We start from the raw sequence: 24,343 nt of genomic DNA, 5'->3' as shown, positions 1-24,343 counted from the left end.
CTCCTCGTCCGGAGCGGCCCACCGGACCCGTCACACGGGGTGATCAGGACTGATCAGGACTCCGCATCCGAGTCCGCATCCGAGTCCGCATCCGAGTCCGAGGCGGAGCCCGAATCCGAAGGGGAGCCCGGGTCCGGTTCCGAGGGGGAGGCGGAGGCGAACGGCTCGGCGGACTCCTCCCCCGGTGTCCGGGCCGGGCCCCCCGCACCCTTCTTCAGATAGCCCATGTCCTCGTGGACCGGGGTACGGAACCCGAAGGCGCCGGCGTTGACCAGGTCCTTGCGGGCGGCGGTGAGCTGGGGGCGCTGGTAGAGGGGGATCGAGCCGGCCACCGCCCAGATGCGGGCGTCCGCCTTCCGGATCAGCTCGGCACGCTTCGCGTCGTCGAGTGTCGCGAGGGCCTGGTCGAAGAACTGGTCGACCTGGTCGGTGCCGACGCGGGTGTAGTTCTGCCCGACGTTCAGCGAGCCGTCGGCGGCCGGGACCGGCTTGGCGTAGACGGGGCGGGCGTCGGTGGCGGGGAAGGCGGTCGCGGGCCAGGAGTAGAGGGCGAGGTCGTACTCCCCGGAGGCGATGTGATCCGTGAAATAGCTCTCGTCGTCGACCTCGGTGATCTCCGTACTGATGCCGACCCCCTTCAGCATCTTCGCGATCCGTTCGGCCACGGTGGCGAGGACCTCCGAGCCGGGCCCGGAGGGGAGCACGAAGTCGAGCGTGAGCGCCTTGCCGTCCTTGGCGAGCGGGGCACTCCCGGCCTGGGCCGGGGCGGCGGTCCCCAGGGGTGCGTAGGCGCCGGGGGCGCCGCCCCGCTTCAGCCGCGTGTGCTGGGTGCCGTCCTGGGCGAGGTGACCGTCGCCGTTGTTGCCGTCACCCTGGGTGCCCCCGTCGTCCTCGGTGTCCCCGGCGTCGCCCTCGCCGACGATGTACGTGCCGTCGTCGTCGGCGCCGTCCGTGGAGTCCTTGTCGGACGATCCCGCTTTCTTGCCCTCCCCGCCTGCGGTCTTGTCCTTCTCCTTCTTCTTCACCGGGCCGCCCGGTACCCAGCCGGCGTCCGCGAGCAGGGCCCGCGCCTCCTTGGCGTTCTGGTCGCCGAGAGCGCCGCTGCCGTCGGCGTAGGCGGTCTGCCCGGCGAGCGCGAGGTGACTGCCGAGGGGTTCGGCGGGCAGACCGAGCGGCTTCAGGATCGCCTCCGCCAGCTCCCGCCGGTCCAGGGCACGGGCCACGGCGCGGCGGACCCGTTCGTCGGCGAGGGGACCCTCGGCTCCGTTGAGGGCTAGCTGGGTGTAGGCGGGCTCCAGTGACTTGCGCACCTCGAAGCCGCTGAGGGCCCGCTGCTCACGTGTGAGCTCCGCGGCGGCCTCGCGCCGCTCCTCGCGGGCGGAGATCTCCTCGTCGGCGGCCTCCTCGTCGGAGCCGTTCGCGACGGCCCAGGAGTGCAGGGCCTTCGCCGCGGACCGCCCGTTCCCGAGACCTGCGGTTCCGGGGCCGGTCAGGGACTTGCCGTCCTCGGCCGCGCCGCCCGGCGCGCTCCCGCTCGTATCCCCGCTCGCGCTCCCACTCCCGCTCGTATCCCCGCTCGCGCTCCCACTCCCGCTCGTATCCCCGCTCGCGCTCCCGCTCCCGCTCGTGCCCCGCGGGCCGGCGGCGACGGAGATGCGGCGGGCGGCCGTGGCGTCGATCTCGGCCAGGTCCAGGGTTCCGGCGGTGAGCGCGGCGACGCGTTCGTCGTGGGGCACCTCACGCAGCACGATCGTGGAGAGCCGGGCCGGTTCGCCCCACCAGCGGGCGTTGCGGGTGAGGGTGACCTCGTCGTCCTCGCGGTCGACCTTCTTCACCTTGAACGGGCCGGCGGTGACCTTCAGCTTCTTGCGGGCCCCGTCGTTGAAGGAGTCGGGGGTGCCCATGACGTCCTTCGGGTACAGCGGTGCGAACAGCGACTTCCAGTCGGCGTAGGTACGGCTGAAGGTGACCTTGACCTCCAGGTCGCCCTTGCCGCGCTCGATCTTCTCGATGCGGTCGTAGCCGGCGTTGCGGGCGGTCCAGTAGGCGGAGTCCTTGCCGGACAGGGCGCGCCACTGGGCGGCGAAGTCGGCGGCGCCGATCTCCCGGCCGTCGCTCCAGACGGCCTGCTGGTTGAGCTTGTAGAGGACGACCTGCTTGGGCTCGGTCTCGACGACCTCGGCGGACTCCAGGTAGTCGGGGTTGCGCGCCGGACGGCCCCGGCTGTCCATCCGGAACATCGACGGCAGCACGGCCTGGGCGATCCGGGTGGTGGTGGCGTCGGCGTCCGCCTGGAAGGTGTTCAGGGTGTCCGGGACGGTGTCCACGCCCCAGCGCAGGGTGCCGCCGTCGGCGATTCTCGCGCGGTCGGCGCGGGCGATGTCCCCACCGGCGAGGGGCCGGCCGGCCGGGTCGTCCTCGGAGCTGCATCCGGCCAGCGCGGGCACCACGAGCGCGCCCGCGGTGAGGAAGGCGACCGAGCGCATGACCGCGCGCGGGCCGACGCCGTCGTGGGACATCTCTGGTTACCTCCGTGAAGCCGCGGACGTTATGATCACTTTTGTTGCTATTTAGATCTCATCCGATGTATGCGGCCACTGAAGAGGAAAGGGTTCGGCAACCAGGAGCGACACGGCGGCCATGGGCCGGAAGGGCACCCGTACGGCGCACAACAACCACTCGGTGCACCCATACGCCTCGGCCAATCGATGCACATCCCTTCACAGCGCAAGGTGTGACGCGCAACACTCGCAGGCGCATGAACGTTGCCGCCTTGGGCCTGAAGGACCCCGAAGGACCCGCGAGAAGTGAGGGCAAGTCATGTCCGTGCACGACGAACTGGCATCCGTCCAGCGCAATCTCGACGACCTGATCCGGTCGGTGGGACGCCTGGAGAAGCAGCTCGGCAGCGGCGGCCTGGAGATGCGCCGCGTCCGGTCCGACACCAACCATCTGCGTGAGAGCGTCGCGCTGCTCCGGGAGACGGTCGTCACCACGGCCGGCGTACCGAAGCGGCCCGATCTCGTCACCATCTCCGACGCACCGTACGACCCGTCCCTGTGGGTGGACTCGGACGACGAGGGGCTCGGCGCGCGCGACCGCCGCGCCCCCTGATCCCCTCCCCTCCACTCCACTCCCACCCCGCAGGACCCACCGCGCCCCCTGACCCCGACCGGAGCGGACAAGTGGCCACTGGTACGGAACCTCCCGCCACAGACCCCCAACCCCGACGTACCGGTGTGAGAACCGGTACCCGCGCCACGATCGCCGCTCCGCACCTGCGGACCGACCGCTGGTGGCTGGCCCCGGCCGCCACCGCGGCCGGTCTGCTCGCCTTCGTCGTCTACTCGACCTGGCGAGCCCTCTCGAACGCGGACTACTACGCGGCGCCGTACGTCTCGCCGTTCTACTCCCCGTGCCTCGCCGAGAACTGCGAGCCGATGCGCGGCGGGCCCAACTGGGAACTGTTCGGAAGCTGGTGGGGCCTCTCTCCGGCGATCCTCATCCTGATCTTCCCGCTCGGCTTCCGCCTGACCTGCTACTACTACCGCAAGGCCTACTACCGGGGCTTCTGGGCGTCCCCGCCGGCCTGCGCGGTCGCCGAGCCGCACAAGAAGTACACCGGGGAGACCCGCTTCCCGCTGATCCTGCAGAACATCCACCGGTACTTCTTCTACGCTGCGCTCCTGGTCGCCCTGGTGCTGACCTACGACACCGTCCTCGCCTTCCGCGACGAGCACTACGCGTGGGGCCACATGGGGCTCGGCACCCTCGTCTTCCTGGTCAACATCGCGCTGATCTGGGCGTACACCATCTCCTGCCACTCCTGCCGGCACATCGTCGGCGGCAAGCTCAAGCACTTCTCCCGGCATCCCGTGCGCTACCGGATGTGGCAGTGGGTGGGCCGGCTGAACGCCCGGCACATGCAGCTCGCCTGGGCGTCGCTGGTGAGCGTGGCGGTTGCCGACCTCTACGTCTATCTCGTCGCGTCCGGCGCCTTCGACGATCCGCGCTTCTTCTGACCCCCGAGCGTTCTGCGCGTTCTGTAATGTCTGCACGTTGTGTGAGTTCTGTGAGTTCTGTGAGTTCTGGCAGGTTATGGCGGTTTCCGACGAGTGGGGCCTTTAGATGACCGTGGTCGACCGGCAGGAATGGGACGTCGTCGTGGTCGGTGCGGGCGGCGCCGGGCTGCGCGCCGCCATCGAGGCACGCGAGCGGGGCGCCCGTACGGCGGTGATCTGCAAGTCGCTGTTCGGCAAGGCCCACACCGTGATGGCCGAGGGCGGGATCGCCGCCGCCATGGCCAACGTCAACACCGGCGACAGCTGGAAGGTCCACTTCCGCGACACCCTGCGCGGCGGGAAGTTCCTCAACCAGTGGCGGATGGCCGAACTGCACGCCCAGGAGGCGCCGCAGCGGGTGTGGGAGCTGGAGACCTGGGGCGCGCTGTTCGACCGGACGAAGGACGGCCGGATCTCCCAGCGCAACTTCGGCGGCCACGAGTACCCACGCCTCGCGCACGTCGGCGACCGCACCGGCCTGGAGCTGATCCGCACCCTCCAGCAGAAGATCGTCGCCCTCCAGCAGGAGGACTTCCGCGAGACCGGGGACCACGAGTCCCGGCTGAAGGTATTCCAGGAGTGCACGGTCACCCGCGTGCTCAAGGACGGCCGCCACGTCTGCGGTGTCTTCGGCTACGAGCGGGAGTCCGGGCGCTTCTTCGTCCTTCAGGCGCCCGCCGTGGTCCTCTCGACGGGCGGCATCGGCAAGTCGTTCAAGGTGACGTCGAACTCGTGGGAGTACACGGGCGACGGCCACGCGCTGGCGCTGCTGGCCGGGGCCCCGCTGCTCAACATGGAGTTCGTGCAGTTCCACCCGACGGGCATGATCTGGCCGCCGTCGGTGAAGGGCCTCCTGGTCACCGAGTCGGTGCGCGGCGACGGCGGGGTGCTGCGCAACTCCGACGGCAAGCGGTTCATGTTCGACTACGTGCCGGACGTCTTCAAGGAGAAGTACGCCGAGTCCGAGGAGGAGGGCGACCGCTGGTACGACGACCCGGACCACAACCGCCGTCCCCCCGAACTGCTCCCCCGCGACGAGGTCGCCCGCGCGATCAACGCCGAGGTGAAGGCGGGCCGCGGCTCCCCGCACGGCGGGGTCTTCCTGGACGTGTCCACCCGGATGCCGGCCGAGGTCATCAAGCGCCGGCTGCCGTCGATGTACCACCAGTTCAAGGAGCTGGCCGACGTCGACATCACGGCGGAGGCCATGGAGGTCGGACCCACCTGCCACTACGTGATGGGCGGCATCGCCGTCGACTCGGACACGGCGGCGACGCGCGGGGTGCCGGGTCTGTTCGCGGCCGGTGAGGTGGCCGGCGGCATGCACGGCTCCAACCGGCTGGGCGGCAACTCCCTCTCCGACCTGCTGGTGTTCGGGCGCCGGGCGGGCCGGCACGCGGCCGAGCACGCGGCGGGACAGGGGCGGGAGCGGCCCCGGGTGGACGACGTCCAGGTGGACGCCGCCGCCGCGGAGGCGCTGCGCCCGTTCTCGGCGGAGAGCGAGAACGGTGAGGACGGCGAGAACACGGACGGGAGCCCTCCGGAGAATCCGTACACCCTGCACCAGGAGCTCCAGCAGACGATGAACGACCTGGTCGGCATCATCCGTCGCGAGCACGAGATGGAGCAGGCCCTGCGGAAACTGGCCGAACTGCGGGTACGCGCCCGGCGGGCCGGTGTCGAGGGGCACCGGCAGTTCAACCCGGGGTGGCACCTCGCCCTGGATCTGCGGAACATGCTGCTGGTCAGCGAGTGCGTGGCGCGGGCCGCGCTGGAGCGTACCGAGTCGCGCGGCGGCCACACCCGCGAGGACCACTCCGCGATGGAACGCGCCTGGCGCAACGTCAACCTGTTGTGCGCGATGGCCGATCCGGCGGACGGCGTCGCGGCCACCGACCCGGAGCGCGGCCAGATCCTCCTGACCCGCGAGACCACCGAACCCATCCGCCCCGACCTGCTCGCCCTCTTCGAGAAGGAGGAGCTGGTCAAGTACCTCACCGAAGAGGAGCTGTACGAGTGAGCAGCTATGAGGCCGACTTCAAGGTGTGGCGGGGAGACGTGCGGGGCGGCGGTCTGGAGGACTTCCGGATCGAGGTGCACGACGGCGAGGTGGTCCTCGACATCGTCCACCGGCTCCAGGCCACCCAGGCCCCCGACCTCGCCGTCCGCTGGAACTGCAAGGCGGGCAAGTGCGGTTCGTGTTCGGCGGAGATCAACGGCCGCCCGCGGCTGCTGTGCATGACCCGGATGTCGGTGTTCGACCGGGACGAGACGATCACCGTGACCCCGCTGCGGGCCTTCCCGGTGATCCGCGACCTGGTGACGGACGTCGGCTTCAACTACACGAAGGCCCGCGAAGTGCCGGCCTTCGTGCCGCCGGAGGGAGTCGGACCCGGCGAGTACCGGATGGCCCAGGAGGACGTGGAGCGGTCGCAGGAGTTCCGCAAGTGCATCGAGTGCTTCCTGTGCCAGGACGTCTGCCATGTGGTCCGCGACCACGAGGAGAACAAACAGGCCTTCGCCGGACCGCGGTTCCTGATGCGGGTGGCGGAGCTGGACATGCATCCGCTGGACGCGGCCGACGAGTCCGGCCTGGACCGGGGGCGCGCCGCGCAGGACGAGCACGGGCTCGGCTACTGCAACATCACCAAGTGCTGCACGGAGGTGTGCCCCGAGGGCATCAGGATCACGGACAACGCGCTGATCCCGCTGAAGGAACGGGCGGTGGACCGCAAGTACGACCCGCTCGTCTGGCTCGGGACCAAGATCCGGCGCCGGTCGGCGCCCTCCTGACACCCCGGGCCCCCGACGCCCCTGGCGCCCCCGGGCACCGGGGGCCCGGGGGACTCGGGGAACTCGGGGGCCCAAGGGTTCGGGATCGCAGGGGCTCGGGATCGTGGGAGTTCGGATCACGAGGTGGAGCCCGGGAAGCGGGTGCCGGTCAGTCTGTTCCGAAGGTGCCCGCCGGAGGGCTGTTGGGGACTGCCGGAGGGCTGCAGCGGAGCTGCCGTCACAGAGTGTTCACCCAGTCTTTCCGGTACGCGGCCCAGTCCTCCTCCGTCGCCGCGAAGTCCACATAGAGGGCGACGCCGAAGTCCGGGCGGTCGGCGTCGGCGCGGGACAGTCCGAGCCGCACGCCGCGGACGGCGGCCGGGACGGTCTCGGCGTGGGCCCAGTGGCCGAACCGGTTCTCCTTGAAGAAGGGCAGGCCCATGAGCAGGTCGGTGCCGGGCGGGGTGGCCTCCAGCGCGAGCGCGGTCTGCTGGGCGACGTATCCGCCGTAGGTGCCCTCCAGCGGCTGCATGGTGTCGTACGACATGACGGCGATCTGGTCGACGCGGCGCGCGACCTGCCCGAAGAACTCCTGCGACCACCACTTGGGATGGCCGGTGACCGCGCCCCAGAAGGAGTGGAAGCCCGGAAGCGGGTCGATCTGGTGGGCGGCGACGGACAGGGGGACTCCGCGGGAGCCCGTCTCCTCGTGCAGGGCGTCGAGCAGCGTGAGGTAGTCGCCGTCGCCGGAGTGCAGCGGCTCCAGGTCGAAGTGGACGCCGTCGTAACCGGTGTCCAGGATCTCCCGGGTGGACCGGAGGATCGCGGCGCGGGACTCGGCGCGCTCCAGGTGCAGTGCCTCGGGGTGCTCGGGGGCGAGGATGTCGCCGAGCCAGGCCTGGACCCGGACGCCGGGTATCTCCCGGTGCACCGAATCGATCAGCCAACGGGCGTGCGGATAGGCGGACTTGGGCAGGCTTCCGTCGTGCTCGAGCGGACCCGAGTGGACGTACAGGTCGCGTATCCCGGTGCCGTCGAGCTGCCGGGCGAGGGCCGTGACGTCGGCGTCCTTCTTCCGCCCGTCGACCCAGGCGTGCCCGAGCCAGAGGGCGTCACGGCCACGGGTGTACGTCCCGTCGGCCGGGTCACCGGTGAAGTTGACCCGCAGCACCGTCCCGGCGGTCAGCAACGGCACCAGCACCACGAGCACCACCGCGAGCACGGCCCACGTGAGCCGACGCCTCCAACGCCGGGGCGGCTTCCCCTCGCCCGGCTCGGGACGGGTGTTCCCCGCGTCGCCGGATCCGAACTCGTCCGGCTCGGTGGACACCGTGGACACCGTGGGCTCGGTGGACACCGTGGGCTCGGTGGACACCGTGGGCTCGGTGGACACCGTGGGCTCGGTGGACACCGTGGGCTCGGTGGACACCGTGGGCTCGGTGGACACCGTGGGCTCGGTGGACACCGTGGGCTCGGTGGGCTCCGCAGGCGCCATGGGCTCAGCTGACTCCGTTGACTCGGGTGACTCGGGTGACTCGGGCTCCGTAGGCCCCATGGGCTCCGTACGCTCCGTGCGTGACATCGCGCGTCCCCTCCGCCGTCGGCCCCGTCCGGACCCGCGGCTGATCTTGGGGAGGAGGACGAGGACGGGGGCACCGCGGTTGCGGTCGGGCGAGGGGGGCGCGTGCCGTACGTGCGCATGCCCGTCCAGAGGGAGGACGGGCATGCGTGGCGGGAAGGGCGCCCGGCCTTGAGGGCCATCGGTACAGCGGTCGACACCCAGCCGGTGATCATGCCCTCCGGCTGGGATTCTCCTACTCGATGTCGTACTCCTCGGCTTCGGTGAGGGCCCGGTACAGCGAGGCGACCGACGGGTGGTGCCCCGCACCCCTGCCCGGCCTGCCCGGCTTGCCCGTCGGCTTCTTCGCGGTCTTGGGGACGGGGACGCCCCTGTTCTTCAGCGCGACGGCGAAGGTGAGCATGCCGTCGTCGATGACCTCGGGACGTCCGCCGCGGTTGCCCCTGGCGGCGGCGCTCTGCTGGGTGCTCGGGCTGCCCGGTGGGCAACCGGGCAGCCGTCCGGGGATCAGGCGCGGCGTGCGGCCCAGACGGTGCGTTCGGTGCGCACGGCCAGATCGTCGCGGCGCAGGATGCTGCGCGGGCTGTCGGTGTCCAGGAGCTCAGCGAGCGCGGTGAGGTCCTCGGGGCTGAGCACTCCTTCGGCGGCGCTGCGGATGCGCTGCAGGCCGACGAGGGCGTAGCGGCCGATCGCCGCACTGCGGTCGCCTTCGATGTTCACGGCGATGGTGCGCTCGGCTTCGACGGTGAATCCGGCGGCGGTCAGCATCGGCCCCCAGTCGGCGCCGCGGTGGGGCATGTGTTCGGCGTGGAAGCTCTCGGTCGCGGTGTGGCAGCGCTCTTCGAGGCCGGGCCGGTTTTCCGGGGCGTCCGCGGGCAGGAAACGGGGGAAGCCGGCCAGTTCGACGACGGCGAACAGGCCGCCGGGCGCGAGCATGTCGTGGACGCTGCGCAGGGCGCGGTCGGGGCGGGCCATGTGGTGCATCGAGGCCGAGGCCCACACCAGGTCGGGTGAGCCGAGACCGGGCCAGCCGGAGGCGTCGAGGTCGGCCTGTACGGTGCGCACGCGCTCCTCCACTCCACGGGCGCATGCCTTCTCGCGCAGGCGCTGGAGGTGTCCGGCCGAGGTGTCGACGGCGGTGACGTGCGCGTCGGGGAAGCGGTCGAGGAGGGCGAAGGTGCCCGCTCCCGTGCCGCAGCCCAGATCCACGATCCGGCGGGGGCCGGTCTTCAGCGGTAGCCAGGCGGTGATGGAGGCGATGTGCTCGGCGAGGACCTCGGCGTCCAGGTCGAGGATCTCGGCCTGGACGTCATCGTCGTGGTCTCGGTGGTGGTCGTGCCGGGCTTCGTGGTGGGGGGTGTGCTGGTGCGCTTGGGTCATACCGGCACCGTAGGCCGGTCATGCGCGTGCAGCACGACTACTTGCTGTTTACGCAAGAAAGTGCCTCTTCCTGTGGCCCATTACGCACGATGCCCCACGCGATGAGCACCCGGCGCGGCCCACTCCTTCACCCGGAGGCGTCCCGCACATCGCCGTCGTCGCCACCCTCGCGCTGGTGGCCGCGGCGGGCGTCGCGGTCGAAGATGCCCAGGATCTCGCACGGGCCGCCCTCGGCGCCGATCGCGTGCGGCATCATCGTGGGGAACTCGGCGGCCTGGTTGGTCTCGACGCGGAAGCGGCGGTGGCCGAGCATGAGGACCGCGGTGCCGGACAGGACGACGAGCCATTCGCGTCCCGGGTGGGCACGCATGCGCGCGGGATTCTCGGGCGGCGGTTCGGTCATGCGCCGGCGCACCACGCTCATGCCCGGGTCGCCCTTGACGGGCCAGCGCATCCCGCCGTGGGCGCCGTCGATCATCGGGCTGGTGACGACGTCGTCGGCGGCGGTCTCCACCAGTTGATCCAAGGTGGTGTCCAGGGCGCGGGCGAGGGTGACCAACTGGTCCAGTGCGAGGCGGCGCCGGCCGTTCTCGATGCGGCTCAGTGAGGACTGACTGAGGTGGGCGCGGGTGGCCAGTTCTTCCAGGGACCAGCCCTGCGCCACCCGCAGGGCGCGGATGCGTTTGCGTACGAGGCTGTCCAGCTCTCCATCTTCTTGCGTCATGAGCAAGATGGTATGCCCCTGATGCAAGTCGGGGTTAGCGTCGTGTGCGGATGGTCCGGAACGTCCGGAACCACGCCCGACGGAAAGGGTGGGGCCATGTCCGGCCTCGCCCCGGCACAGGCCACCACCGGCTGACGCTTCCGCGGCGCCCGCAAGCGCACGACCTCCCCTCCCTTTCGGCGACCGGACCCGGTCCGGCGCCGAGCCCTGCCTGCCCTTTGCCCGAGAGGACCCCATGAGTACGAACCAGCCCCTGCCGGGAGCAGCCGACCGCACAGGAGACGGGGACGCGCCGGATGCGCGTCAACTGCGCACGATCCTGATCGCCGTCTCGATCGCGCTGATGGCCGTCATCGCGTCGGTGTCCGGGCTGAACGTCGCCCAGACCCACATGGCCGTGGAGTTCGGCGCCTCGCAGAACACGGTCCTGTGGATCATCAACATCTACACCCTGGCCCTGGCCGCGCTGCTGCTGCCGCTCGGCGCCGTCGGCGACCGCCTGGGCCGCAAGCCCATGCTGATCACCGGGCTGGGTGTCTTCGGCGTCGCAAGCGTCGCCGCGGGTCTGGCGCCGACGGCCGAGGTGATGCTCGCCTCGCGTGTGGCCGGCGGTGCCGGCGCAGCGATGATCATGCCCATCACCCTGGCCGTCATCACCTCCACCTTCCCCAAGGAGCAGCGGGGCAAGGCGATCGGCGTGTGGACCGCTGTCGCCGGAGGCGGCGGCATCCTGGGCATGTTCCTCTCCGCGCTCCTCGTCGACGTCGCCGACTGGCGTCGGCTGTTCGTCCTGCCCGTGGTCCTGGTCCTCGCGGCCCTGGCCATGACGCTGAAGTCGGTTCCCAACTCCCGCGAGCGTTCCCGCCATTCCTTCGACACCATCGGCGCGCTGGTCTCCACCGTCGCGGTCACCGGGCTCATCTTCGTCCTGCACGAAGGCCCCGAGCGCGGCTGGACCGCGCCCGTGACGCTGATCAGCCTCGCCGTCGGCCTCGTCGCCGCCGTCGGCTTCGTCGCCTGGGAACTGCACCGCCGCGATGCCTCCCTGCTGGACGTACGCCTCTTCCGTGAGCGCGGCCTGGCCGGCGGCTCCCTCACGCTGCTGGTCGTCTTCGGCGTGCAGGCGGGCATCGCCGTGGTCCTCTTCCCCTTCTTCCAGGCCGTCCTCGGCTGGTCCGGCCTGCTGTCCACGGTCGCGATGATGCCCATGGCCATCGTGATGATGACGGCCTCCGGCCTGGCCCCCCGGCTCGCCGCACGCGTCGGCGCCCGTTCGACCATGGCCACCGGAATCGCGCTGGCCGCCCTCGGCCTGGCCCTCATGGCCCTGTTCGTCTCCGTCGACGGCGGCTACCTGTCCATCCTGCCCGGCCTGCTCGCCATGGGCGCCGGGATGGGCCTGTCGATGACGCCCTCCACCGAGGCCATCACCGGCTCCCTGCCCCGCGAGGAACAGGGCGTGGCCTCCGCCCTCAACGACGTCACCCGAGAGTTCGGCACCGCACTCGGTGTCGCCCTGCTCGGCGCGCTCCTGTCGGCCGGCTACCGCAACGCCATCGACGACAGACTCGACGGCATCCCGAACGGCGCCGCGGACACCGCACGCGAAGGCATCGCCAACGCCGTCGAGGTGGCACCCGGCACCGGCCCGCACGCACAGAACCTGCTCCATGCCGCCCAGCAGTCCTTCGTCGACGGATGGCAGCAGGCCATGTGGACCGGCGTCGCCGTCATGGGAGCGCTCTTCGTCCACGTCGCCCTGCGCGGCCCGAAGAACACCGCCCCCGCGGCGTCCTCGCACGAGGCAGAGACCAGCGACACCGTCCCCGCCTGACCTTCGCGTCCGGGCCTGCCCCCTCCGGACGCTCGGCCGTCTGCCTCCACGTCGCGTCCAGCACCGCGACCGGCTCCCGCGGGTGCCCTTCGGCGTCCCCGTCCGGGCTCGGATTCACGCGTCCCCTCCGCGCCGGCCCCGTCCGGGCCCGCGGCTGATCTTGGGGAGGAGGGCGAGGACGAAGGCGCCGTGGTTGCGGTCAGGCGGCGGCGGACGCCTGACGCACGTGCACGTGCCCGTCCAGAGGGAAGGCGGGGGGTGCGGCGGGGAGGGTACCGGTCAGCGGGAAACCGGCCTTCCCGGCGACCCGGCAGGAGGCCACGTTGTCGACCTGGTGGAGCAGCTCCAGGCGGGTCAGGCCCTCGTGGGCGAAGGCCGTGAACGCCCAGTCGGTCAGCGCCGCCAGAGCGCGCGGGGCCACTCCCCGGCCCCGCGCGTGGGCGGCGGTCCAGTAGCCCACCTCGGCGGAACCCGAACCCCTGGCCGCGTACTTGAGGACCACGTTGCCGACGAGCCGCGCCGCGGTGCCGGGTGCCCGCGTCCGCACCGGCGCCCCTTCCCGTGTCTCCTCCGGCGCCTCCTCCACGGCGAACGAGAAGCGGTCCCCCGCCTCCCGGCCCCGCTGCTGCGCCGTCACCCAGCGCGCCGCGCTCGCCTCGTCGTGCACGGCCTCGCTCGTCCAGCGGCGCAGCGCGTCGTCCCGGTACAGCCCGGCCAGCTCCGCCGAGTCCTCCGGGCTCCAGGGCCGCAGGGTGAGGGTGCCGGCCACCAGGTGTGTCGGAGTCGTCCGCATACGGCGAGGGTAGGTGGACGGGCCGCCCGGCTCCGGAGCGGGGTGGGCCGGCGGACGGACGGGTGAGGTCAGAAGAGGCTCAGGAGGGCCTCTGCGGGGTCGGTGAGGGTGGTGTCGGCGCCGGGGAGGGGCAGTTCGAACCAGACGGTCTTGCCGCGGGGGGTGCGGCGGGAGCCCCAGGCCGCGCTGAGCAGGCCGACGAGCTGGAGGCCGCGGCCGCCCTCGTCGGTGTCCCGGGCGCGGCGGCGGCGCGGCTGGACCAGGCCGGCGTCCCAGACTTCGCAGACCAGGGTGCGGTCGAGGAGGAGACGAAGCCTGATCTCGCCCTCGCCGTACCGCAGGGCGTTGGTGACCAGCTCGCTGACCAGGAGTTCCGTGGTGTCGACGAGGGGTTCCAGGTCCCAGGCGAGCAGTTGGGTGCGGGCGTGCTCACGGGCGCGTCCCACGCTGCGGGGTTCGCGCGGCAGTGCCCAGTCGCCGACGGAGTCGGCGGGCAGTCCCTGGACCCTGGCCATGAGCAGCGCGATGTCGTCCTCGCCGTGGTGGGTGTCGAGGGTGTTGAGGACGTGGTCGCAGACGTCCTCCAGGTTCCGGGTGTCGGCACGCGGCGGCACCGAGCCGTCGTAGGGGGCGTCGCCCGACGGCCGGGCGGGGTCGGTGAGAGCGCCCACGAAGGCCCGGAGGCCCTCGTCGAGGGGATGGTCGCGGCTCTCGACCAGTCCGTCCGTGTAGAGCGCGAGCAGGGCGCCCTCCGGCAGTTCGACCTCGACCTCCTCGAAGGGTTCCCCGCCGACGCCGAGCGGCAGGCCCGGCGGCACGTCCAGCATCAGTGCGGACTCACCGGGCTCGACCAGGACGGGCGGCGGATGGCCCGCGTTGGCGAAGGTGCACCGCCTGGTCACCGAGTCGTACACGGCGTAGATACACGTCGCCAGGTAGATCTCGGAGAGGTCGGCCTCCCGGGGGCGGCGGGCGGCCCGGGTCGCCTGCTGGACCCCGCCGGGGGCACCGAGGCCCCGGGCGATCTCGTCCAAGTGGGAGAGGACCTCCGCGGGTTCGAGGTCGAGCTGGGCCAGGGTACGGACGGCGGTGCGCAGTTCGCCCATCGCCACCGCGGCGCGCAGACCCCGCCCCATCACGTCACCGACGACCAACGCGGTGCGGTGGCCGGGCAGTTCGATCACGTCGAACCAGTCGCCGCCGACCTCGCCGGCCCGGCCGGTCGCCGCGCTGCCGGGCAGGTACCGGCAGGCGATGTCGAGGCCGGACGCCTCCGGGTCGCCGGGCGGGAGCAGGGACCGCTGCAGTATCAGGGCGCGTTCGTGTTCGCGCCGGTAGAGGCGGGCGTTGTCGATACAGACGGCGGCGCGCGCGGCCAGCTCCACGGCGAGTTCCCGGTCGCGGTCCCCGAACGGCTCGCTGCCCTTGGTACGGGCGAACTGGGCGAGGCCGACCACCGTGTCGTGGGCGACCATCGGCACGGCGAGCGTGGACCGCACCAGCCCACCCTCCTCGCCCGGCACGGTCCGCGGGCGGGCGGTGCGCAGGGCGTCCGCGCACGGCGAGTTGAACGCGTAGTGGTGGACGGCGCCGAGCTTGACGGGCTCCCCGGTGACGCTGAACGGCGCGTCGGAGACGGCGCTGGCGAAGGCGACCCGGCGCACCTCCGCGCTGCCGTCGGCGAGGCCCGGCGGGGTCTCGTCGCCGGCCAGCAGTCCCTGGTAGAGGTCGACGGTGGCCAGGTCGCAGAAGCCGGGGACGGCGACGTCGAGGAGTTCCCGGGCCGTGGTCTCCAGGTCGAGGGAGGTACCGATCCGGGCACCGGCCTCGTTGAGCAGGGCGAGATTGCGTCGCGCGGAGGCGGCCTCGCGAGCGGCGGCGCGGCGGGCCGTGATGTCCGTCGCCAGCCATGCGATGCCGATGGGACGGCCGCTGCCGCTGTGCACCCGGTACAGGTTGATGGACCAGTGACGGCGTCCCTCGGCGCCCGACACGAAGCCCGTGACGTGCATGTCCGTGATGGATTCGCCGGTGTCCAGCACCCTGCGCATGGTCGCGTCGACCCGCTCGGCCTCACCGCGCGGCAGATAGTCGTGGACGTCCTTGCCCCGGTGGTCGTCGGGCGTACCGCCGAAGATGGAGGCGAACCGCTGGTTGGCGCGGCGAATCCGCAAGTCGGGGTCGATCAGCAGGAATCCGAAAGGAGACTGGCCGAAAATGGCCTGCGAGGCGGCGAGATCCGTCTCGATACTGCGCAGGGTGCGCACGTCGACGACGATGCAGACGGCCGCCCTCTCGCCCTCCTCGGTGTGCGTCGGCATGACGTAGACCTCGGCGAGGGCCTCCCCGCCGGGCTCGCCACCCTCCCCCGTCCCGGGGAGCCGGAAGGGGACGACCCCGGTCCACTCCCGGCCGTCGAGGATCTCGGCCATCTTGCGCTGGCCCCGCTCGCGCCGGTCCGGGTCGATAAAGGCCGCGATGGGGTCCATCCCGACGGCTCGCTCCGCCGGGACGCCGAAAATCTGCTCGGCGCGCAGGCTCCACTGGTCGACCAGTCCGTCGGGGCCGATGGAGAAGGACGCGACCCTTATGTAGTCGTACATGGATCCGGGAGGACTGACCTGCCACGCCCCGCCCCCCGACGGGACGTCACCTGCGGGCAGGCGGTCGCCGAAGGAAGTGCCGAAGGCCGAGTTGTCAGTGGCCGAGCTCTCGGTGGCCGAGTCGCCGGTGGCCGAGCTGTCGTTGATCGGCAAGCGGGCGGACGAGGCATCGCCGGAAGAGAGGCCGTCCGCAGCCTCGGCTCTCGCGCCGCCCGACGGGTCCTTGGACTCCGTGGCCTTCGCTGGTATCTCGCTCACGCGAACCGTCCCCTCCAGCTCACCGCGTCCGGCACCGGTCACCGGGGGCGGCTGCCCGCAGTATCCAGCACTACGGCGCCGCACGACACGGTGTTCACGATCACAGCACGGTCCCGATGCTTTTCGGTCCGGGCTGTGAGAACACTCCCAGTCTTCTAACCAGCGGACACGTCATCGAACCCCCTTCATCGACAACCATCAGGGGCCTGAACCGGCCGTTCGACAGGGACGGCCCGTACGTACACCGGCGAGGAGCGGCACAGCGCCTCGTTTCAGCCGGGGGCGAACGCTCACTTCGGCACCGCGAGTTCGAACCACACGGTCTTGCCGACCTCGCCGGGCCGGGTGCCCCAGCGGCGGGTGGTGCGGGCGACGAGCTGCAGTCCGCGTCCGCCCTCGTCCCCGGGCCGGGCGACCCGCTCGTGCGGAAATTCCGGCAGCGGGTCGGAGACCTCCACCCGCAGAACCGGGTCGAGGCCGGAGGGGCGCCACAGGCAGACGTCTATGGGGCCGGTGGCGTGCCGCAGGGCATTGGTGACCAGTTCGCTGACCAGCAGGGTCACGAGGTCTTCGACGCCGTCGAGGTCCCAGCCGTGCAACTGGGCCCGGACCGTGGAGCGCGCGGCGCCCACGGCGCCCGGGTCGGCGGGGAAGGTCCACGTGACGTGGTCGCCCTCGGTGTCGATCACGCGGATCACTTCCGTCACTTCCCGGTCGGCGAGTCAACCCACACCCTTCTCGATGGGGACTAATATCCCCATACCCGTCATTCGGTGCCGAATACCGTCCGCGCGGCGCATCATGGCACCCTCGGCGGCGGGACGGCTCCCCGGTCCGCCCCGCCACCCCGGCGTCGTGTGTCACCGCCGCACGTCACCGCCGAGCACCACCGCCCGCCCCGGCCGCTCCGCGCTCCGGCGCTCACACGGGCGCGAGGGCTTCTTCCGCCAGTCCGGCGGACAGCCAACGCACCCCTGCCTCCGCGCTGTACTCACCACCGTCCGGGGCGATGTGCCGCAGGAAGCCCAGGTCCTGGCCGATGGTGACGACGGGTGGTTCCACCACGCCCTTCGGGCGGCGCTGGCCCAGCCCGACGGCGGCGAGCAGCCCGTTGCACAGACACTGCCGGCCCTCCGTCTCCTCGAGGGTTCCTCCCTTGCGGACATGGGCGGCGGCGGGCTCCGCCGGGCAGCGGTAGCCGATGGTGCCGCGGTCGGTGCGGTACAGGGTCCGCAGATAGCCCAGGTCGCAGACGCGGGTACGGGCGGCACTCGTTCCCGCGTCGGCGAGGGTGCCCGGCAGGTCGGCGACCTTGAACGGGAAGGAGGTCGGGGAGGCCGCCGGATCATTACGCACCGTCAGCTCGCCCGCGAGTTCACGCTCGATCAGCTCCCGCCGCAGCCCCTTCTCCAGGCCCGACTCCTCGCAGAGCGCGAAGACGCTGCCGACCTGGACGCCCGCCGCGCCCGCCGCCCTGGCCCAGCGGACCTGCTCCGGTCCGCACTGGCCGCCCGCGATCCAGAACGGCAGGCCGAGAGCGGCCATCCTCGTGAAGTCGGGTGTGTCCCGGGGTCCGTAGACGGGGTCACCCCTGTCGTCCAGGCGCAGGGGCCCGCGGGGCGGGGCGCTGTGGCCGCCCGCCCTGTGCCCCTCGACGACGAATCCGTCCGGCCTGGTCTCCTCGTCGCGGTTCAGATACGCGGCCAGGGCGGGCAGCGAGACGATGGCCAGGACCCGGGGCCGGCGCAACGGACCGGGGTCGGCCCCGCGCAGCACCGGAGCGGGGTCGAAGCGGAGCTCGTGCGGCTGGTCGTCGCCGTCCACGTCCACCCGTGCGAGAACCGGCTCCCGCCGGGCGAGGCCGCGCGCGATGCGGGGGATCTGGGCGGGGATGCCCGCGCCGACCAGGACGTAGTCCACGCCGGCCAGGATCGCCCCGAACATCGCCGGAAGGGTGGCCAGCTGGACCTTCTCCAGGTAGTTGACGCCGACCGGGCCGCCATGTCCTTCCTTGGCCAGCCACACCTCGCAGAAGTTGGCGACGACGGCCAGCGACCGGGACGGGCACGTCTCGGCGGCCGTCATCAGGGGCGTGGCCGCGAACCGCTCGCCTTCCCGGATCCCGCCCTCCACGAAGTACCGGTCCCGGACCGACCCGGCGAGTTCCGGTACGGGAAAGGCCGCCAGTGCCCTCCTGAGGTGCCCTCCCGGATCGCCGGACCGCAACCCTCGGATCAGCAGGGTGTCGAGGGCCGTACCGGAGACCACGCCCAGCTGCCCGGTCCGCGCGACGGCCCGGGCGAGCCGCCACCCGGACACCCCCACGCCCATTCCCCCCTGGATCAGCCAGGGCAGTTCGGAAGTCGTCCGGGGTGCGTTCATGAACCCTCACTCACGTTCGCCGCAGTGCCGCAAACCCGCGGCGCGGCAGTGCCGCAGGCCGCGGGAAGCCAACCTTCGGCACCGTAACTTACGGCACCGTAGGTATGTGCGGACACCCGGGTGCCCGTAAGGATCCGCGCGCAGGCGGTCCGGCCCCCGGGCGGTAACAGAAGCGGGCGGTCGCGTGACGCGAGTGGGGCAGGGCAGGGCGGGGCGGGGCGGGGCGGGCTACGTGAGGTCGCCGGCGGCGGCCAGATCGTCGAAGAGCGACTGGTCGACGGGAGGCACCCGGTCCCGGTCGGCGTACGAGAACCAGGCCACCTCCTCGATCTCACTGCTCGGCACCAGTTCCCCCCGGTACTCGGCGGTGTAGCAGGCCATCCGCACGACGGCACCGGCCGGGAGGCCGGGCCCGCCGGCCTCGTACGTCCCCACATGGGCAGCGGTCCGCGGGTCGAGCACAACCGTCAGCTCTTCCTCGATCTCGCGCAGCAGGGTCTCCAGGTCGCTCTCCGCGCCCTCGCGCTTGCCGCCGGGGATGTAGAAGACGTCCTTTCCCCGTGGCCGCGCGCAGAGAATCCTGCCGCCCTCCACACGCACCCACGCCACCGTGTCGATCAGGACCGACATCACTCCGCCTTCACCCTGGGAAACCCGGTCGGCAGGACCTTACGACCTCACCCGCGATGGGGAGTGGATCAGCGAGCGGCGTCATGCGGCTTCGCATCCAAGGCGGAGGAGGGAGTGATGGCGGAGCCATCGCGACCGACGACAACGCCGGAGGCGAAGCCGCAGGGCGTCGGCAGCCCGCTCACTGTCGCGGGTGAGGTCGTCAGCGGGGCGGCGTCACGCTTCGACCGGCGCCGGACACCAGCGCCGGCGCACGGCACGTCCGACGGTCGCGGACCACGACCGGAACCCGAACCGGAATCCGAACCGTCCGGGCATCCCCGTCACGGAACCCGACGACTCCCCGCCCGGCCACCGACTCGCCCGCAGAACGCCGGCCACCGCCCATGCCCGGCCGGGCCCGTGGCACATCAGTCGGCGGGGGTCGCGTTCCGCCCGACGCGCTCGACCCAGTACAGCTGCTTGTGCCCGCGGCCGTCGAGACTGTCCGCGATCTTCTGCGCCTCGGCGCGGGTCGCGTACCGGCCCACGCGGTAGCGATTGCCGTTGTCGTCCTGTCGCACCACGAGCCAGGGAAGCGTGGACGTGCTGTCGTTCATCGCACCCCTCCGCTTCCCGCCCGCGACCCGTGCCACGCCCCACCCGGTAAGGAATCCCCAGTCCGCATATGCCCGAGCGTACGCCTTACCTTCACGCAGCGAATACGGCTTTACACAATGAGATACGCAACCGGCCATGACACAGGGGGCGCATCGCGGCGAATGCGCCGTACAGGAGTTCGATGCATCCGGTCAGAGGCATATCGCCCCCACGCCCGCTCCTTGGGGGCCACCTGCGAGAACGGCCAAATTCGTACGGCGCCCGTTCGGGCATGCCGCTGCCCGTCCGGGCGAGCGGACACCCGGACGGGGCGCAGAGGGAGTGCTTCGGGGTCGGCGACGGCTCGGAGTCGCGGTCCGTGACGGCCTCCGGTTCCGGCCGCCGGTTCGGCTACTTCACCGGGAGGTGGTAGGCGACCCGGTACCGGTCGGCGGGGATCACCACGTCGGCCGTCTCGACCGGGCGGCCCGAGGCGTAGTACGTGCGCTGGATGACCAGGACGACATGGCCGGGGACACCGCCGAGCAGCACCAACTCCTCGGCGAGGCCGGGGCGGGCGCCGACCTCCTCGGTCACGTTGTCCACGATCACGTCGATGGCGCGCATGCGCTCGACCACTCCCATGCCGCCGAGGGGACCCTCCTCGGGCAGCATCACGGGCGTCCGGCCGGTCAGGGCGAGCGGCTCCCAGGAAGTGGAGAGCATCATCGGCTCACCTGCCTCCCGGAAGAGATACCGGGTGCGCATCACCCTGCCCCCCGGCTCGACCTCGAGCCGCTCGGCGACTGCCCCGCAGGCGTCGGTCTGTTCGCTGCTCGACTCCCAGGTGCCGCGCACGTCCCCGTCCGCCTGCTCCTGCCGGAACGGGGTGGCGCCACGCTCCGGACGGAACCCGGAACGGGCCACCCGCCGGGGCACGGGCCGCTCACGGACATACGTCCCCGAACCGGAGCGGCCCTCCACGAGACCCTCCGCCATGAGCACCTTGCGTGCCTCCAGCGCGACCGTGTCGGAGACGCCGTACTCCTCGCGGATCCTCGCCTGGGACGGAAGGCGGGTATGCGGGGGCAGCCGACCGTCGACGATCTTCTTACGGAGATCACCCGCGACGCGCAGATACGCCGGCTGCTCACCGAATGTCACTGGCCACTCCCATCAGGTTGTACAGACAGCGACAGCGTGGCAACCGCAGGTTGTACCAGGCAAGCAAAGGCCAAAGAACCACTCGAAGTGATGACAGGCTCCGGCGGGGGTCTTCAGGCAGGCTCTTCCTCCCCGCTGTGACGGGCCTCACACCTCGATACGGTCCTCATCTGCACCGTCGTCCCCGGTCCCGTCCTCATCCTCGCTTTCACCCCCGCTTTCGCCCCCGTCCTCGTCATACGTGGGCGGGGTGGTGGCCAGACCCAGCGCCTCGCGCGCGGGAACCGAGTGCCGGGGGTCGCTGAACTCCCACCCGTTGTCGGAGTGCTCGTAGAAGGTGTCCACGTCGTCGGCCCCGGCGGCCTTCGCCCATGCGGCCTCGGCCTTCTCGAGGTCACCGACGAGATCCGTCACCGGCCCCTCGGCGCCGGCGGGCCACTTGTGCTCCCGCAGCATCCCGCTCTGCTCGGCGAGCGCCCCGGCGAGCTCCCGGGCCCACTCCTTGTGGCCGGGCAGGTCGTCCTCGGCGGACTCCGACTCGGGGACCTCGTCCAGCGCCGCGTTGATGGCGTGCGTGCTCTTCAGATAGGCCACCTGGTGCGCGTCGAGCGTGGTCTCGTCCTGGCGCAACGAACCGGTGAGGGTGGCGTTCTCGTCCTGGTTGCCGAACACACAGGTGATCACGCGGTCGCCGTGGCCCCAGCTCTCCCGGGACGGGGTGAGGTGGTACACGTCCACGTCGGACGGCAGGGCCCAGCCGTCCATGGCGTAGGCGTCCTGGAGGGCGTAGCACCGGTCGTCGGCGGTGTCGGCGAGGCTTTCGTCGCCCAGGTAGGAGCCGTCGGACAGGAGGACGACGCCGAAGACCTCCCCGTCGTGCTTCCCCTCGCACGGCACCCGGTCGGCCTCGGAGGCCCAGCCCACCAGGCCGCCGGGCGAGTTGAAGCACTCGCCTTTCTCGAGAGTCTGGATCTCGTTGCCGCTCACCCCCTGGAAGTCGTCCCAGGAGCCGGCCATGGCGCCGGAGAGGACCAGCCCCGCCCACGCCACCATCCCGGCGGCGGACATCGCGGCCCCGCCGATCGCCATGCCCCGGCCCTGCTCCCCCCGCCGGCGGATCTGCCGCAGCGCGACGAGTCCCAGCACGAGCCCGAGGACCGGCACGATCCACAGGATGCCGAAGACGAGCGAGGCGATGGCCAGACCGTTGGTGGGAGGCAGGGGCCGGAACCCGTACGGGCTGTAAGGGGCATGAGGGCCGTTGGCGCCATGCGGGACGTGCGGGCCGTATGGGACGTGCGGGCCGTACGGACTCTGGGGGAACTGCGGGCTCTGAGGGAACTGCGGTGCTGGATACGCACCTTGAGGCTGGGGAACGGGGTACTGGCCCTGGGGATGCGGCCCCTGGGAGCCCTCGGGCTGCCGGGACCCGGCGGGCGGGGGTATGGACACGAGTACCGTGCTCCTGGTTCTGCCGTGCTGTCGCGGAGAGGTGCATGCGCTGGGGCGGGCCGACATGCGGCTCCGCGCATCGTAAGCGCGGCCGGGCGGGGCGGTGAGGGGCACCCCTGTTCGAGCCGGACCGCGTCCGGCGCACCTCCCGCGCACCTCCCGCGCACACGCCTCGTCCCCATGGCGGACGACCGGATCACCGACCCGGAGCCCGACCACGGGGACGAGGAAGAGAGAAGAGCGCGAAGGGGGCGAAGAGGACGAAGGGCCGGGCACCTGTCCGCGGGCCGGCCCCGTCACATCAGAACTGCAGGGCCCAGCCGTTCAGCCGGCCCGTGTCGCGCGTGTAGTTGTCGCTGACCCGCAGTTTCCACGTGCCGTTCGCGGTCTCCGAGGAGGCGTTGACCGTGTACGTGGTGTCGATGTTGTCCGCGCTGCCGCCGGTGCCGTACGCCTTCAGCGTGTACACCGAGCCGTCGGGGGCGACCAGTTGGACCCGGAGGTCGCCGATGTAGGTGTGGGTGATGTCCACCTCGACGGCCAGGTCCGAGGGCGCGTTGCCGGAGACTCCGGAGACGGCTATCGGGGTCTCGACGGTGGAGTTGTCGGCGATGGCGACGCTCTGGGTGCTCTCGAAGCGGTCACCGGGGGGCGGCGGGGTGGTACCGCCCTCCCCGACCCGCAGCAGGAGGTTGGGCGAACCGGTGCCCGGGTTGCCGACGACGCCGCTGGTGGCGGCGGAGGTCAGCGCGGAGGAGACCTGGGCGGGGGTGGCCGACGGGTTGGCGGCCAGGTACAGGGCGGCCGCGCCGGCGACGTGCGGGCTCGCCATGGACGTACCGGAGATGGTGTTGGTGGCCGTGTTGCCGGTGTGCCAGGTGGAGGTGATGGAGGAGCCCGGGGCGAAGATGTCCACGACCGAGCCGTAGTTGGAGTAGCTGGCGCGGGCGTCGGTGGAGGTGGTGGCGCCGACGGTGATCGCCTCGGTCACCCGGGCCGGGGACTTGGTGGAGGCGTTGGTGGACTCGTTGCCGGCCGCGACGGCGAAGGTGATGCCGGCGTTGATCGCGTTGCGCACGGCCGCGTCGAGGGTGCTGTCGGCGCCGCCGCCGAGGGACATGTTGGCGACGGCCGGCTTGACCGCGTTGCGCGCGACCCAGTCGATGCCGGCGACGACCCCGGCGGTGGTACCGGAACCGGCGTTGTTCAGCACGCGGACGCCGACGATGTCGGCCTTCTTGGCCACACCGTGGGCGGTGCCCGCGACGGTGCCCGCGACGTGGGTGCCGTGGCCGTTGCCGTCCTGGGCGACGTTGTCGTTGTCGACGGCGTCGTAGCCGTGGCGGGCGCGGCCGCCGAAGTCGCTGTGCGAGATGTGGACGCCGGTGTCGATGATGTACGCCGTCACGCCCTGGCCGGCCGAGTCCGGGTAGGTGTACGAGCTGTTCAGCGGCAGGTTCGCCTGGTCGATGCGGTCCAGTCCCCAGGAGGGCGGGTTGTTCTGGGTGGCGGTGGTGTGGAAGGTCCGGTTCTGGACCACGGAGGCGACGGCCGGGTCGGCGGCGAGACGTTTCGCCTCGGCCTCGGAGGCCTCGATCTCGTACCCGTTGAGCGCCTTGGTGTAGGTCCGCTCGATCTCGGCACCGTACTTCTCGGCCACGGCGCGCCCCTCCGCGGAGCCGGACTTCGCCCGGTCCGCCTCCAGGGTCACGATGAAGCTGTCGCTGACGGCGTTCGCGGCGCCCTCGTACTGGATGCGGCCTTCGGCGGCGACCGGGGCCGCGCCGGCGGGGAGCGCGGAGACGAGGCCCGCCATGAGCGCCGCGCTGGTCGCGACGCCGAGAGTGGCCAGTCTTCGGTGGGGGTGACGCATCAACGCCATGTGAGGGTTCCTCCTCGGTCGGGGTGCGCTGCTGTGGGGGCGGTGCTATCGACACACGTGCCGTGGGTGTGGCACAGCCGAACGCGAATGATGTGACCATGACAATGGTTACTGTCGGAACAACTGCGTGCGTCAGTCGAAAGATTGAGGGTTCCACAGGAATCGCACAAGAGGGCCCACACGAACGAAACAGCCCCGCCACACAGGCGACACGTTCACCGGCCCGCCGGCCTCCCCCGCCCGTGAAGCC

At 71.6% G+C, this 24,343-nt stretch carries 19 protein-coding genes; 5 read left to right on the top strand and 14 right to left on the bottom strand.

Annotated features, from left to right (window positions below):
• Positions 1 to 53 precede the first annotated feature (53 nt).
• Positions 54 to 2,519 carry an ABC transporter family substrate-binding protein gene (locus tag V4Y04_RS24245; RefSeq protein ID WP_332430426.1) on the bottom strand — a complete coding sequence of 822 codons (2,466 nt, stop codon included), beginning with the start codon at positions 2,517 to 2,519 and terminating at the stop codon, positions 54 to 56.
• 301 nt (positions 2,520 to 2,820) lie between these two features.
• Here V4Y04_RS24245 and V4Y04_RS24240 point away from each other — a divergent pair, with 301 nt between their 5' ends.
• The 4 genes from V4Y04_RS24240 (at position 2,821) to V4Y04_RS24225 (ending at position 6,854) form a co-directional block, all read left to right on the top strand.
• The gene (locus tag V4Y04_RS24240) at positions 2,821 to 3,114 is read left to right on the top strand and encodes a hypothetical protein (protein WP_332430425.1); all 294 of its coding nucleotides are present in this window, start codon (positions 2,821 to 2,823) and stop codon (positions 3,112 to 3,114) included.
• A gap of 71 nt (positions 3,115 to 3,185) precedes the next feature.
• The gene (locus V4Y04_RS24235) at positions 3,186 to 4,022 is read left to right on the top strand and encodes a hypothetical protein (RefSeq protein WP_332430424.1); all 837 of its coding nucleotides are present in this window, start codon (positions 3,186 to 3,188) and stop codon (positions 4,020 to 4,022) included.
• 106 nt (positions 4,023 to 4,128) lie between these two features.
• Positions 4,129 to 6,081: a fumarate reductase/succinate dehydrogenase flavoprotein subunit gene (locus V4Y04_RS24230; RefSeq protein WP_332430423.1), complete on the top strand. Its 1,953-nt coding sequence runs from the start codon at positions 4,129 to 4,131 to the stop codon at positions 6,079 to 6,081.
• Positions 6,078 to 6,854: a succinate dehydrogenase/fumarate reductase iron-sulfur subunit gene (locus V4Y04_RS24225; protein ID WP_332430422.1), complete on the top strand. Its 777-nt coding sequence runs from the start codon at positions 6,078 to 6,080 to the stop codon at positions 6,852 to 6,854. The genes V4Y04_RS24230 and V4Y04_RS24225 overlap by 4 nt, the downstream gene beginning before the upstream one ends.
• Positions 6,855 to 7,071: 217 nt before the next feature.
• On the opposite strand, the gene V4Y04_RS24220 is transcribed toward V4Y04_RS24225, so the two are convergent.
• The 4 genes from V4Y04_RS24220 to V4Y04_RS24205 all read right to left on the bottom strand — a co-directional run bounded on the left by V4Y04_RS24220 (position 7,072) and on the right by V4Y04_RS24205 (position 10,516).
• Positions 7,072 to 8,328 carry a hypothetical protein gene (locus V4Y04_RS24220; protein ID WP_332430421.1) on the bottom strand — a complete coding sequence of 419 codons (1,257 nt, stop codon included), beginning with the start codon at positions 8,326 to 8,328 and terminating at the stop codon, positions 7,072 to 7,074.
• Between the two features lie 319 nt (positions 8,329 to 8,647).
• The gene (locus V4Y04_RS24215; RefSeq protein ID WP_332430420.1) at positions 8,648 to 8,815 is read right to left on the bottom strand and encodes a hypothetical protein; all 168 of its coding nucleotides are present in this window, start codon (positions 8,813 to 8,815) and stop codon (positions 8,648 to 8,650) included.
• A gap of 104 nt (positions 8,816 to 8,919) precedes the next feature.
• Complete coding sequence (locus tag V4Y04_RS24210; protein ID WP_332430419.1) at positions 8,920 to 9,792, bottom strand: class I SAM-dependent methyltransferase; 873 nt, start codon at positions 9,790 to 9,792, stop codon at positions 8,920 to 8,922.
• Positions 9,793 to 9,919: 127 nt separating this feature from the next.
• A complete protein-coding gene (locus tag V4Y04_RS24205) occupies positions 9,920 to 10,516 on the bottom strand; it encodes a helix-turn-helix domain-containing protein (RefSeq protein ID WP_332430418.1) in 597 nt (198 codons plus the stop codon).
• A 235-nt stretch (positions 10,517 to 10,751) separates the two neighbouring features.
• On the opposite strand from V4Y04_RS24205, the gene V4Y04_RS24200 reads away from it, so the two are divergent.
• Positions 10,752 to 12,350, top strand: coding sequence for an MFS transporter (locus V4Y04_RS24200; protein WP_332430417.1), 1,599 nt, complete (start codon positions 10,752 to 10,754; stop codon positions 12,348 to 12,350).
• Between the two features lie 199 nt (positions 12,351 to 12,549).
• Here the strand turns inward: V4Y04_RS24200 and V4Y04_RS24195 are convergent, their stop codons facing one another.
• From V4Y04_RS24195 to V4Y04_RS24155, 9 genes are all read right to left on the bottom strand, one after another.
• A complete protein-coding gene (locus V4Y04_RS24195; protein WP_332430416.1) occupies positions 12,550 to 13,143 on the bottom strand; it encodes a GNAT family N-acetyltransferase in 594 nt (197 codons plus the stop codon).
• 68 nt (positions 13,144 to 13,211) lie between these two features.
• A complete protein-coding gene (locus V4Y04_RS24190; RefSeq protein WP_332430415.1) occupies positions 13,212 to 16,004 on the bottom strand; it encodes a SpoIIE family protein phosphatase in 2,793 nt (930 codons plus the stop codon).
• A 290-nt stretch (positions 16,005 to 16,294) separates the two neighbouring features.
• On the bottom strand, positions 16,295 to 16,702 hold the full coding sequence (locus V4Y04_RS24185) for an ATP-binding protein (RefSeq protein WP_332432985.1): 408 nt from the start codon (positions 16,700 to 16,702) through the stop codon (positions 16,295 to 16,297).
• Positions 16,703 to 16,925: 223 nt separating this feature from the next.
• Positions 16,926 to 18,386 carry a nitronate monooxygenase gene (locus V4Y04_RS24180; RefSeq protein WP_332430414.1) on the bottom strand — a complete coding sequence of 487 codons (1,461 nt, stop codon included), beginning with the start codon at positions 18,384 to 18,386 and terminating at the stop codon, positions 16,926 to 16,928.
• A 228-nt stretch (positions 18,387 to 18,614) separates the two neighbouring features.
• A complete protein-coding gene (locus V4Y04_RS24175; RefSeq protein WP_332430413.1) occupies positions 18,615 to 19,016 on the bottom strand; it encodes an NUDIX hydrolase in 402 nt (133 codons plus the stop codon).
• Between the two features lie 410 nt (positions 19,017 to 19,426).
• Positions 19,427 to 19,615: an SPOR domain-containing protein gene (locus V4Y04_RS24170; protein ID WP_332430412.1), complete on the bottom strand. Its 189-nt coding sequence runs from the start codon at positions 19,613 to 19,615 to the stop codon at positions 19,427 to 19,429.
• A gap of 391 nt (positions 19,616 to 20,006) precedes the next feature.
• A complete protein-coding gene (locus tag V4Y04_RS24165) occupies positions 20,007 to 20,759 on the bottom strand; it encodes a GntR family transcriptional regulator (protein ID WP_332430411.1) in 753 nt (250 codons plus the stop codon).
• A 147-nt stretch (positions 20,760 to 20,906) separates the two neighbouring features.
• Positions 20,907 to 22,211, bottom strand: coding sequence for a DUF4190 domain-containing protein (locus V4Y04_RS24160; protein WP_332430410.1), 1,305 nt, complete (start codon positions 22,209 to 22,211; stop codon positions 20,907 to 20,909).
• A 301-nt stretch (positions 22,212 to 22,512) separates the two neighbouring features.
• Positions 22,513 to 24,093: a S8 family peptidase gene (locus V4Y04_RS24155; RefSeq protein WP_332430409.1), complete on the bottom strand. Its 1,581-nt coding sequence runs from the start codon at positions 24,091 to 24,093 to the stop codon at positions 22,513 to 22,515.
• Between the last annotated feature and the right edge of the window lie 250 nt (positions 24,094 to 24,343).

It is taken from the genome of Streptomyces sp. P9-A2 (assembly GCF_036634175.1).
Classification (GTDB): domain Bacteria; phylum Actinomycetota; class Actinomycetes; order Streptomycetales; family Streptomycetaceae; genus Streptomyces; species Streptomyces pratens.
This window is presented reverse-complemented; position numbering and strand designations above follow the sequence as displayed.